We start from the raw sequence: 12,167 nt of genomic DNA on the forward strand, positions 1-12,167 counted from the left end.
TATTATTAAAACGGCGCATCATTCTGCCAGCAGAACGCCTGCCGTGGCGGTCCAGGACAGCCAGACAGTGTCTTCCCAGGTAAAGGCGCGGCGGGCGATGCGGCGGGTATTGGCGGTCTGCGCCTTGATTACCGCGCCGGTGGGCAGTTCCACATGATAGGTGGAGATATTGCCCAGATAAGCGATGTCGAGAATGCGGCCCTGAACGGCGTTGTCCGCCCCGGCCGGCTGTTCGGCGCTGATCGAGACTTTCTCCGGCCGGATTGCCAGATGGCATTTCTGCCCATCGGAAAACCCGTTTGGCGACTGCACGCTCAGCGGCGGGTGGGATTCGTGCCACGACATGGCGTAAGTATCGCCGCCATTGGGTTTGGCGGTGCCTTCGATCAGGTTCACGTCGCCAATGAAGTCAGCGACATAGACCGAGTTCGGCGTCTCGTAGATCCGGTCCGGGGTTGCCACTTGGATGATCTTGCCGTGGTCCATCACGGCCACGCGGGAGGCTACGGTCATTGCCTCCTCCTGGTCGTGGGTCACGATCACAAAGGTGGTGCCGGTCTTTTCCTGGATGTCCATAAGTTCAAACTGAGTGTCCTGGCGGAGCTTTTTGTCCAGTGCGCCCAGCGGTTCGTCCAGCAACAGCAGTTTCGGCGCCTTTGCCAGCGACCGGGCCAGTGCCACCCGCTGCCGCTGGCCGCCGGAGATCTGATGCGGCTTGCGGCGGGCGAATTTCTCCAGCCGGGTCAGACGCAGCATCTCTTCGACCCGGTCGTTGATGTCATGCTTGGGCATACCTCCTCGCTTCAGGCCAAAGGCGATGTTTTCCCAGATCGACAGATGCGGGAACAGCGCATAGGACTGGAACATCATGTTCACGGCGCGTTTGTTGGGGGGAACCGGGGCAATATCCTGCCCGGCCAGAAATATCTTGCCTTCGGTCGGGGTTTCAAACCCGGCCAGCATCCGCATCAGCGTGGTCTTGCCGCAGCCTGACGGGCCCAGAAGCGCGTAGAATTCCCGCTCGTAGATGTCGATGGTCAAGTTGTCGATAGCGGTGAACTCACCATAGCGTTTGGTGACGTTCTGAAAGTGAATCAGGGGTTTAGCCTCAGGATCATTCCAGGGTTCGAAGACTGAAGTAGTCAAGCCGGGCCTCTTCTGCGAAGTTGTGCGCGAATGTCTCGGTTGGCCGCGCCGGAGTGCCCAGGCGCGTCGGGAAATGCGGGGCGGCAGTTGCGCCCCGCCGGCCATGTGCGGCTGATCAGGTGCCGGATTTGACCTTGGTCCACATGCGGGTGGCCTTGCGCTGCAATTTCGCCGGGTAGCTTTCCTTGATGTACAAGTTCTTGACGGTGTCCTCGTTGGGGTAGATTGCCGGATCGCCGATGACATCCTCCTCAAGGAACTCCTGGCTCGCCTTGTTTCCGTTGGCGTAATAGACATAGTTCGATGCCGCCGCCATGTTCTGCGCATCCATGATGAAATTCAGGAATTTGTGCGCGCCTTCCGGGTTCGGGGCGTCAACCGGGATGGCCAGCTGGTCGAACCACATCAGCGCGCCTTCCTTGGGTGCGTTGAACTCAATCTCGACGCCATTGTCCGCCTCGACCGCACGGTCACGGGCCTGCAGAATGTCGCCGGACCAGCCGAAGGCCACGCAGATATCGCCATTTGCCAGCGCATTGATGTATTCGGAGCTGTGGAACTTGGTGATATAGGGCCGGACGCCCAGTAGTACCGGCTCGGCCTTGGCCACAACGTCCGGGTCCGCGCTGTTGGGATCTTCCCCGATGTACTGCAAGGCCGCCGGGATCATTTCGTCCGGCGCGTCCAGGAAATGCACACCGCAGCTGGCCAATTTCGCCATGTTTTCGGGGTTGAAGACCAGTTCCAGCGATTCGATCGGGGCATCTTCTCCCAGCACTTCCTTGACCTTGCCGACATTCACTCCGATGCCGGTGGTGCCCCACATGTAGTTGACCGAGTAGGCGTTGCCGGGATCATAACGGGCGGTCCGCTCCTGGATCGCATCCCACATGTTTTCCGAGTTGGGCAGCTTGGAGAAGTCGAGCTTCTGGAACGCGCCTGCCTGGATCTGCCGCGCCAAGAAAGAACCGGTCGGCACCACCACGTCATAGCCGGAGCCGCCCGCCAGCATCTTGGTCTCCAGAACCTCGTTGCTGTCAAAGACGTCGTAAATCAGGTCGATGCCAGTTTCGGTTTCGAATTTCTCCAGAAGGCTTTCATCAATATAATCCGACCAATTGTAGACGCGCACCTCTTCCGCGGATGCGGCGGCGGCCGTGCCAAGGGCAACGACGGCGGTCATGGTCATCGTTTTCAGTGTCATGAATTTCTCCCTGTGCGTGCCGGTTTCCGGGTCCGGCTGTGAGAGGATTTGATCAAGTTTTGCCGCGTTCGGCAATACTCTTTATGTTTTCACTTGGCTCAGGATGGTGCAAGCTGGCCAAAATTGAGGAGGAAATCCACAGGTGGCAGAGACGAAATCACCATCCGCTGCGGTACAGGAAAGCCCGGCAAAGCAGCCCGCGCATGAGATCGTTTATCAGACCCTCAGGGCGCAGATTCTGTTCGGAGAACTGGTGCCTGGCCAGGCGGTGACAATCCAGGGCCTGGTGGAGACGCTGGGGGCCGGCATGACACCGGTGCGCGAGGCGATCCGGCGGCTGATCTCGGACGGTGCTCTGATGTTCCAGGGCAACCGCCGCGTTTCAGTGCCCCTGCTGGGGCCGGAGGACTTGGAGGAGCTGATTTTTGCAAGAAAAACAATAGAGTGTGAGCTTGCACGGCGGGCAACCATGCGCATCGGCGCAGCCCACATAAAGGAGCTGGAGGGGATCGACAACGCCTTGGACAAGGCCATCACAACCGGCGATGTGGCGGGTTACCTGGTGCAGAATTACAGCTTCCACACCGCCCTCTATTCCCATGCGGATGCCCCGATCCTCAGCGACATTGCCGACCGGTTGTGGCTGCGCTTCGGCCCGTCGCTGCGGGTGGTGAGCGGGCGGCTTGGAACCCAGAGCTTTCCGGACCGGCACAAGGATATCCTGGAGGCGCTGCGGCGGCAGGATCCGGAAATGGCCGCTTTGGCGATGGATCGGGACGTCTGCCAGGGCATGGAGCATGTGGTCGACGGGCTGAAAGGGGCTAACTGATTCGATTGACACTTCAGAATTTGATCATATTCTGGGGCAAATCAGTCTTTCTCAGGAGCGACTCCCATGACCGTGATCACCAACCACATGCCGACGGCCGAGCTGCAGGCGCTGGACGCTGCCCACCACATGCATCCCTTCACCGCCAATGGCGAGCTGTCGCAGAAGGGCGCGCGCATCATCACCCGCGCCGACGGCGTGCATCTCACCGACAGTGAGGGCCATCAGATTCTCGACGCGATGGCCGGCCTGTGGTGCGTCAACATCGGCTATGGCCGCGATGAACTGGCCGAGGTGGCGGCGCGCCAGATGCGCGAACTGCCCTATTACAACACTTTCTTCCAGACCACCCACGTGCCGGCCATCGCGCTGGCGGCGAAGGTTGCCGAACTGGCACCGGGCGATCTGAACAATGTGTTCTTTGCCGGCTCCGGTTCCGAGGCCAATGACACAAACATCCGCATGGTGCGCCATTACTGGGCACTGAAGGGCAAACCGTCGAAATCCGTGATCATCAGCCGCAAGAATGCCTATCACGGCTCTTCGGTCGGCAGCGGATCCTTGGGCGGGATGAGCGGCATGCACGCCCAGGGCGGCATGCCGATCCCGGATATCCACCATATCAATCAGCCGAATTGGTGGGCCGAAGGCGGCGACATGCCGCCAGAAGATTTCGGACTGCAGCGCGCCCGCGAACTGGAAGAGGCGATTCTGGAGCTCGGCGAAGACCGAGTCGCTGCCTTTATTGCTGAGCCGGTACAGGGCGCCGGGGGGGTGATCGTGCCGCCGGACAGCTACTGGCCGGAAATCCAGCGGATCTGCGACAAGTATGAAATCCTGCTGATTGCCGACGAGGTGATCTGCGGCTTCGGCCGAACCGGCAACTGGTTCGGCAGCGAGACGCTGAACATCCGTCCCGACATCATGACCATCGCCAAGGGCCTCAGCTCCGGCTACGCGCCGATCGGCGGTTCGATTGTCAGCGACGAGGTTGCCTCTGTCATTGCGGGGGGTGAATTCAACCACGGCTACACCTATTCCGGCCATCCGGTGGCCGCCGCGGTGGCGCTGGAAAATCTGCGCATCCTGGAAGAGGAAAACATCCTGGGCCATGTGCGCGATGTGGCGGCTCCCTACCTGAAAGAGAAATGGGAGGCGCTGTCGGAGCACCCGCTCGTCGGCGAAGCTAAAATCGTCGGCATGATGGGCTCGATCGCGCTCACCCCGAACAAGGAAACCCGCGCGGCATTCGCCTCGGATGCGGGCACTGTCGGTTATATCTGCCGCGAGCGCTGCTTTGCCAACAATCTGGTGATGCGCCATGTCGGCGACCGGATGATCATTTCGCCGCCGCTGGTAATTACCCCTGAGCAGATCGACGTTCTGATCGCACGTGCGGAAACGTCGCTGAATGAATGCTATACCGAACTGAAGGCGCAAGATTTGCTGCACAGCGCCTGATCCATTTCTCAGGCACCGCGGTCGCGCCGTTTCAGCCCGCGACTCATCCCGGCCCGGCAACAGCGTTGCCGGGCCAATTCATTCGGTTCCGGGGGCAAAAGCGTCGTTTTTGTGCTTGGTTTTGCCAAGTGCGGCGCAAAACATCCGAAGGGTGCCGCAAAGTGTCCGATCCGGTCTGCAGGATCAGGACTAGAGTTCTCCACGGATATTCTTTTTCGCGTGGGGAGAGGGCCGAAGTATGAATTTCGTACGCTCGCCATTGAAAGAATATTTTTTTCATATCTAGCGCTTGATAGCTTTGGTGTGATTAACTTCAAATAAGTGCAGAGCAAATCTGCCAGAATGACAAAACTACGGGGAGCCTGCTTTGGCTGATGCGTCAAACGTTGATGCGTTCGTTGAATTCGAACGCGTCCAAAAGAGCTATGATGGCGAAAATCTCGTTGTCAAAGATCTCAACCTCACTATGCCCAAGGGCGAATTCCTGACCATGCTTGGCCCGTCCGGATCGGGCAAAACCACCTGCCTGATGATGCTGGCCGGTTTTGAAACCGCGACCCATGGCGACATCCGCCTGGACGGGACGTCGATCAACAACATCCCGCCGCACAAGCGCGGCATCGGTATGGTGTTCCAGAACTACGCGCTGTTCCCGCATATGACGATCGCGGAAAACCTCTCCTTCCCGCTGGAAGTCCGCAAGATGGGCAAGTCCGAACGCGAGGAAAAAGTGAAGCGCGCGCTGGACATGGTGGAAATGGGCGCCTTCGGCGGCCGCCGCCCGGCCCAGTTGTCCGGCGGCCAGCAGCAGCGGGTCGCGTTGTCCCGCGCGCTGGTGTTCGAACCGGAACTGGTTCTGATGGACGAGCCGCTGGGCGCGCTTGACAAGCAACTGCGCGAAAAGATGCAGTTCGAGATCACCCACTTGGCGCACCGCTTGGGCATCACAGTGGTTTATGTGACCCACGACCAGACAGAAGCGCTGACCATGTCGGACCGCGTTGCGGTGTTTGACGACGGCCGAATCCAGCAGATCGCGCCGCCGGATCAGCTGTACGAAAGCCCGGAAAACAGCTTTGTTGCGCAGTTCATCGGCGAAAACAATACGCTGGAAGGCACCGTCAAGGAAATCAACAAGGGTATCGCGCTGGTGCAGCTGGATGATGGCGGGCTGATCGACTGCAAACCGGTCAACGTGTCAAAGCCGGGCGAGCGTACCCGCGTGTCGATCCGGCCGGAACGGGTGGAATATAACAAGGAACGCCTGCAGAAAGGCGTTCATACACTCAAAGCGGAAGTGCTGGAGTTCATCTATATGGGCGACATCTTCCGCACCCGTCTGCGGGTTGCCGGCAATGATGAGTTCATCATCAAGACCCGGAACGCCCCGGACCAGGTCCGGCTGCAGCCCGGTCAGCAGATCGAAATCGGCTGGCTGCCGGAAGACTGCCGCGCGCTGGACGCCTGACCCGCGTGCGCCGAACCCCCGGCAGGTAATGACCGGGGGTAACAACTAAATAACCTGATTCAACAAGGAGAGAGTGTTCATGAAACTCACCAAACTGACTGCCTTGGCCGCAACCACTGCGCTGTGCGCACCGATGGCATTTGCAGCCGACATGGCAGATGAAATGACCATCGTGTCCTGGGGCGGCGCCTATTCCAAGTCGCAGCTCAAGGCTTATCACGAACCCTACTCGGAAAAGACCGGCGTCAAGATCATCAACGATGAATCCTCTGCCGAGGCGGTGGCCAAGCTGCGTGCGATGAATGAAGCCGGCAATGTCACCTGGGATGTGGTCGACGTTGTGGCTGCGGATGCGATGCGCCTGTGCGACGAAGGCCTGGCGATGGAAATCGACGCCGATACTCAACTGGCGGCGGCGCCGGACGGCACCCCCGCGACCGAAGATTTCGGCGATCTTCTGGTTTCGGAATGCTTCATTCCGCAGATTGTTTACTCCACCACCTTTGGCTACCGCACAGATCTGGTCGGTGACACCCCGCCGACTAACGTTTGCGCGGTATTCGATCTGGAGGCCTATCCGGGCAAGCGCGCGCTGGAGAAACGTGCGATCAACAACATGGAATGGGCTCTGCTCTGCGATGGCGTTGCCAAGGACGAAGTCTATGATGTGCTGGAAACCGAGGAAGGCCAGGAACGTGCGCTGGCAAAACTCGACACCATCAAGGACAGCGTGATCTGGTGGTCTGCGGGCGCCGATACTCCGCAGCTGCTGGCTGACGGCGAAATCGTGATGGGCTCCACCTATAACGGCCGCCTGTTCTCTGTCATCGAAGAGCAGAAGCAGCCGGTTGCTATGCTGTGGGATGCGCAGATCTTCGACCTGGACGGCTGGATCATCCCGGCCGGCCTGAGCGAGGAGCGTAAAGCCCGCGCGCTGGACTACATCATGTTTGCCACCGACACCCAGCGTCTGGCGGACCAGGCAGCTTACATTTCCTACGGTCCGGCACGTGCATCATCCGCTCCTCTGGTCGGCAAGCATGCAGACCTTGGCATCGACATGGCGCCGCATATGCCGACCGATCCGGCGAACGCACAGAACACCTTCCTCTACAACTATGAGTTCTGGGCAGATTACCGTGATGATATCGAAGGCAAGTTCCAGGCATGGCTGGCTAAGTAAGCCACTCTGAAAAGATGCCAGGGGGCAGCAGATGCCCCCTGGCTTAGGCCCTTCACAAAAAGAGCCGTGCAAGGCTCGAAGAGCTCGACTGCGCTTGTCTTACGGCAGGCAAACAACAGGGAATACCATGAGTGACATCACCCAATCCGGCCCGGTTCTTGCGGCAGACGGGACACCGCTGAAGCGAAGCCTGGCCCGTGCCCTCAGGATGCAGAAACTGCGCGCGCTGATGCTGATCGCACCGCTGCTATTGTTCATCCTTCTGACATTCATTTTTCCGATTGCGGATATGCTGTTCCGTTCCGTTGAAAACGGGATCGTCGCCGATACCCTGCCCAAGACCGTTGTTGCCTTGCAGGACTGGGATCCGGACAGCGGCGAGGCGCCGGGCGAAGAAGTTTTTACCGCACTTGCAGCTGATATGCAGGTTGCCGCGAAGGAAAAAACCCATACCCGGCTTGGCACCAGGCTGAACTACGAATTGACCGGTATCTCTTCGCTGTTCCGAAAATCGGGCCGCAAGGTCAGCCGCTGGGATCTGGCGGCAGACGCGCCCTTCAAGGATAAGTTCCTCAGCATCGACAAGGATTGGGGCAGCATCGAAGTCTGGCGGACCATCAGCACCTACACCCCGAAGTACACCAACGGCTATTTCCTGAACTCTGTTGACATGCAGAAGGGGCCGGACGGCGCCGAGATGCGGCCTGAAAACCAGCAGATCTATATCACGCTGTTCATGCGTACACTTGTAATGTCACTGGTGATTACCGGGTCCTGCATTCTGCTTGGTTATCCGGTTGCCTGGATTCTGGCAAATTTGCCGTCCCGAACCGCGAACATGCTGATGATTCTGGTGCTGCTCCCGTTTTGGACATCGCTCCTGGTGAGGACATCGGCCTGGAAGGTGATGCTGCAGCAGCAGGGGGTGATCAACGACGTGCTGGTGTGGCTCGGTTTCGTGGCTGATGACGCCCGCCTTGTGATGATCAACAACCAGTTCGGCACCATCGTGGCAATGACCCACATCCTGCTGCCGTTCATGATCCTGCCGATGTACTCGGTAATGCAGACCATCCAGCCGACTTACCTGCGCGCGGCAAAATCTCTGGGCGCCACCAACTGGACTGCATTCTGGCGGGTATATTTCCCGCAGTCGGTGCCAGGTATAGGCGCGGGTTCGATCCTCGTCTTCATTCTTGCTATCGGCTACTACATCACGCCGGAAATTGTCGGCGGCACCAAAGGCGTCTTCATTTCCAACCGGATCGCCTACCATATTTCATCCTCGCTCAACTGGGGCCTGGCGGCGGCATTGGGCACCATCCTGCTGGCGGTCGTCCTGTTGCTCTACTGGACCTATGACAAGATCGTCGGCATCGACAACGTGAAGCTTGGATAAGACACATGGCACTGACACCTGTTGAAAATCAAACTCCCGGCTTTACCGCAGCGGTTGCTGCGGGCGCCGGGGCCATCTTCGGCCTCTTCGTGGGTACCGCGAATGACGCTGGTCTGATCGGGGCTGTTGCCGGTGCGGCGGTGCTGGCGGTCATCGGCTTTGCCTTCGCGTCGATGATGAGCCAGGAAAGGCCCCTGCGCTGGGCGAGTTTCGCAGTGTTTGCGGTCTTTGGCTATCTGTCGGGCGGGCTCCCGGCTGCGGTCATCGGCGCGCTGTTCGGCTGGTTTGCCGGATGGTTCATCTTCTGGATTGCCGCTTCACGCTACCGGATTTACCTGGCTCCTTATCTGACACCTGGCCAAGTGCTGTGGCACTATGCCTTCCGGGTGATTTGCGGCGCGATCTTCGTGTTCCTGATCACCCCGATCCTGGTGGTGATGCCGCTCAGCTTCAACGCTGAGGATTTCTTTACCTTCACCCCGGAAATGCTGCGCTTTGATCCGGCCGGCTATTCGATGAAGCACTACAATGACTTCTTCACCAACAATGATTGGCAGAATGCCTTGTGGAACTCGATCAAGATTGCACCGATGGCGACGATCCTGTCCGTCAGCTTTGGCACATTGGCCGCAATCGGCCTCAGCCAGCCGCATGTGCCGTTCCGCCGGGCGATCATGGCAATCCTGATCTCGCCGATGATTGTGCCGCTGATCATCTCGGCTGCCGGCATGTACTTTTTCTACAGCCGTATCGGTCTGCAAGGCACCTACTTCGGCGTCGTGCTGGCGCATGCCGCCTTGGGCATCCCCTTTGTGATCATTACGGTAACGGCAACCCTGGTGGGCTTTGACCGCTCGCTGACCCGTGCCGCGGCCAACATGGGCGCCGGTCCGGTCACCACTTTCTTCCGGGTGCAGATGCCGCTGATCCTTCCAGGGGTGATATCGGGCAGCCTGTTCGCCTTCATCACGTCCTTCGATGAGGTTGTCGTGGTGCTGTTCGTGGGTTCAGCTGGGCAGAAAACCCTGCCGTGGCAGATGTTCACGGGCCTGCGCGAGCAGATATCGCCGACCATTCTGGCAGTGGCGACAATCCTGGTGGCCATCTCAATCCTGCTGCTGGCCACGGTGGAAATGCTGCGCCGGCGGTCGGAGCGGCTGCGCGGCATGTCCCCCAGCTGATCCGCTGCAAATGCCCAATCGAAAAGGCCCCGTTCTGCGGGGCCTTTTGCTATGCATTGCAATGAAAAAACGCGGGGGTGAATTGGCCGTGAGGCCATGAGGGGGCTGGCTCCCCAGCGTCCGTGCTACCGCAGGCGATGCAGCAGCTGCGGAGACGCGTAGCCATCCGGTGTCAGACCGTTTGCCGCCTGGTAGGCGCGCACCGCTCCGATTGTCTTGGGACCGATCTTGCCGTCAATGCCTTCGGTGTCAAAGCCCTCGCTGGTCAGCCGCCTCTGCATCTCTTCCCGCTCCGCCAGGGTCAAAGCCCGGTCGCCGCGCGGCCAACCGCTTTGGATCGCTGCACCGCCCCTGATCCTGTCGGCCAGATGCCCGACACCGATCACATAGGCATCGGCAGTGTTGTAGCGTTCCAGCACAGCAAAGTTCCCGAAGATCATGAAGGCTGCCCCCTCGCGGCCAGCCGGCAGAAGGATGGAAGCCGGGCCGTGATCGGCCACCGCGCGCCCGTCCAGCCCTTGGACGCCAAGTGCGGCCCAGTCCGACGGGCGTTTTTCGATCTCACGGTCTGCCAGCGTGTAATCAAACTCGTTGGGAAGAGTTACCTCCACGCCCCAGGGCTGCCCTTTCACCCAGCCGAACTGCTTGAGGTAAGCCGCGGTCGAGGCAAGCGCATCGGCTGGATTGTCCGACCAGATGTCGCGCTTGCCGTCGCCGGTGAAATCCACCGCGTATTCCAGGTAGGAGGTCGGTATGAACTGGGTGTGCCCCATGGCGCCGGCCCAGCTGCCGGTCATCTTGCGGGCGGCGACGTCGCCCGCCTGCAGGATCTTCAGCGCCGCAACCAGCTGGCCCTCAAAGAATTCCCCGCGCCGCCCGTCAAAGGCCAGTGTCGCCAGCGACCGGATCACATCCATCTTGCCGCGGAAAGTGCCATAGCTGCTTTCCAGCCCCCAGACCGCCACCACAACTTCTTTCTCGACGCCATATTCGGCTTCGATCTGCTCCAGCCGCGCCTGGTGGTCCCGCAGCGCCGCCTGGCCGTTCTTTACCCGCAGCTCCGAGGCGGCGCTGTCCAGGTACTCCCAGATCGTCTTGGTGTATTCCGACTGGTTGCGGTCGCGCCGGATCACCTCCGGATCATAACTGACGCCGCCAAAGGCGCGGTCCAGCACCGGTGCGCTGATGCCCTGGGCCAGGGCGCGGTCCCGGAAGCCCTGGATCCACCCTTGGAAATTCAGCTCTGCCGCTGCCGGCTCCGGCGCCACCTCTTTATGGGCCGCGGGGCGCGCCGCCGGTCTCAAGGCCGTGGCCGTGGCCGCGGACGCAAGCCGATAGCTCTCATCCTGTCCCTCCTGCGTGACCGCTTCCGGCCGCTGGGCGGGCCTCACGGTATTGTCCGGTGCGGCCTGTGCCGCCATGGCTCCGCCTGCCACCAGGGACGCTGCAACCCATCTGCGCATGATGCACCTCATTATACACTGCTCCCCGCCAGTCTAGCGGAGGCGGAGCCCGGGTAAAGAGGTCACTCCCTGCATGTGCGGGCCGCCGCCTGCCGCTCCTTCTGCATTTGCTCCAGCGCGTCCCGCAGCATCGGCACCCGGTGCGGGCGGAAGCTCTGCCCGGTCACTTGCAGCCCCCGCATCCGGTCCAGCCGGAACACCCGCACCGCATCGCGCAGGCCGCACCAGGCAATCAGCACGGTGGAGCGGTCGAAATAGACCACGCTCAGGGGTTTCACCTGCCGCTCTGTCACCGCGCCATAGCCGTCAGTATAACCAAAGCGCACCTCCACCTCGTCCCAGGCCGCCTGCCGCAGGTCCTGTGCGGAAATCGCCGGCGGCACGGGGCGCTCGAACCGGTAGGGGGCCAGCACCGCATGGCGCAGCCGGTGCGCCTGCCGCGGCGGCAGCCGCGCCTGCAGCTTGCGCAGCGCTTCGGAGGCCGCAGTGGCCAGTTCCGGGTCGCCGATCAACTCCACCTCGCGCAGGCCCAGCACCAGCGCCTCCAGTTCGGTATCGCGAAACCCCATGGGGGGCAGCGCATTGTCCTCGATCAGGGTAAAGCCATACCCCGCCTCGCCGTCGATCACCGCCCCCATCTCGCGCAGAGTGGCGATATCGCGGTGAATGCTGCGGGCCGAGACACCCAGGCCGCGGCCCAGCTCTGCCGCGGTGTGCGGACCGGGGCCCAGGCGCAGGGACTGCATCAGCTGAAAAAGGCGGTGGGTGCGGGACATGGCCTATTCTCTCTACGCCTGATGACAGTTTTTGTCACCATGCGGATCTAGGGTGCC

Annotated in this window: 10 protein-coding genes; 6 read left to right on the top strand and 4 right to left on the bottom strand. The window is 60.6% G+C overall.

The genetic code is table 11. The features are described 5' to 3' along the window. Nucleotides 1–18: 18 nt before the first annotated feature. Both OKQ63_RS20770 and OKQ63_RS20775 read right to left on the bottom strand, forming a co-directional pair. Nucleotides 19–1,146: an ABC transporter ATP-binding protein gene (locus tag OKQ63_RS20770; protein WP_264211907.1), complete on the bottom strand. Its 1,128-nt coding sequence runs from the start codon at nt 1,144–1,146 to the stop codon at nt 19–21. 115 nt (nt 1,147–1,261) lie between these two features. After that, complete coding sequence (locus OKQ63_RS20775) at nt 1,262–2,350, bottom strand: polyamine ABC transporter substrate-binding protein (RefSeq protein ID WP_264211908.1); 1,089 nt, start codon at nt 2,348–2,350, stop codon at nt 1,262–1,264. A gap of 142 nt (nt 2,351–2,492) precedes the next feature. On the opposite strand from OKQ63_RS20775, the gene OKQ63_RS20780 reads away from it, so the two are divergent. The 6 genes from OKQ63_RS20780 (at nt 2,493) to OKQ63_RS20805 (ending at nt 9,871) form a co-directional block, all read left to right on the top strand. Further along, nucleotides 2,493–3,179 carry a GntR family transcriptional regulator gene (locus OKQ63_RS20780; protein WP_264211909.1) on the top strand — a complete coding sequence of 229 codons (687 nt, stop codon included), beginning with the start codon at nt 2,493–2,495 and terminating at the stop codon, nt 3,177–3,179. A gap of 66 nt (nt 3,180–3,245) precedes the next feature. Further along, the gene (locus tag OKQ63_RS20785) at nt 3,246–4,640 is read left to right on the top strand and encodes an aspartate aminotransferase family protein (protein WP_264211910.1); all 1,395 of its coding nucleotides are present in this window, start codon (nt 3,246–3,248) and stop codon (nt 4,638–4,640) included. Nucleotides 4,641–5,007: 367 nt separating this feature from the next. Continuing rightward, nucleotides 5,008–6,108, top strand: coding sequence for an ABC transporter ATP-binding protein (locus OKQ63_RS20790; RefSeq protein WP_264211911.1), 1,101 nt, complete (start codon nt 5,008–5,010; stop codon nt 6,106–6,108). Between the two features lie 79 nt (nt 6,109–6,187). Next, entirely contained in the window at nt 6,188–7,291 is a 1,104-nt protein-coding gene (locus tag OKQ63_RS20795) for an extracellular solute-binding protein (RefSeq protein WP_264211912.1), read from the top strand. A gap of 127 nt (nt 7,292–7,418) precedes the next feature. Then, nucleotides 7,419–8,690, top strand: a complete 1,272-nt coding sequence (locus tag OKQ63_RS20800) for an ABC transporter permease (RefSeq protein WP_264211913.1) — start codon at nt 7,419–7,421, stop codon at nt 8,688–8,690. Between the two features lie 5 nt (nt 8,691–8,695). Beyond that, complete coding sequence (locus OKQ63_RS20805) at nt 8,696–9,871, top strand: ABC transporter permease (protein ID WP_264211914.1); 1,176 nt, start codon at nt 8,696–8,698, stop codon at nt 9,869–9,871. A 125-nt stretch (nt 9,872–9,996) separates the two neighbouring features. Here the strand turns inward: OKQ63_RS20805 and OKQ63_RS20810 are convergent, their stop codons facing one another. Next, nucleotides 9,997–11,334, bottom strand: coding sequence for a lytic murein transglycosylase (locus tag OKQ63_RS20810; RefSeq protein ID WP_264211915.1), 1,338 nt, complete (start codon nt 11,332–11,334; stop codon nt 9,997–9,999). A 62-nt stretch (nt 11,335–11,396) separates the two neighbouring features. Further along, nucleotides 11,397–12,110 (bottom strand): helix-turn-helix transcriptional regulator, encoded by a 714-nt coding sequence (locus OKQ63_RS20815; RefSeq protein WP_264211916.1) that lies wholly within the window; start codon nt 12,108–12,110, stop codon nt 11,397–11,399. Nucleotides 12,111–12,167: the final 57 nt, after the last annotated feature.

This window comes from Leisingera thetidis (genome assembly GCF_025857195.1).
GTDB classification, from domain to species: domain Bacteria; phylum Pseudomonadota; class Alphaproteobacteria; order Rhodobacterales; family Rhodobacteraceae; genus Leisingera; species Leisingera thetidis.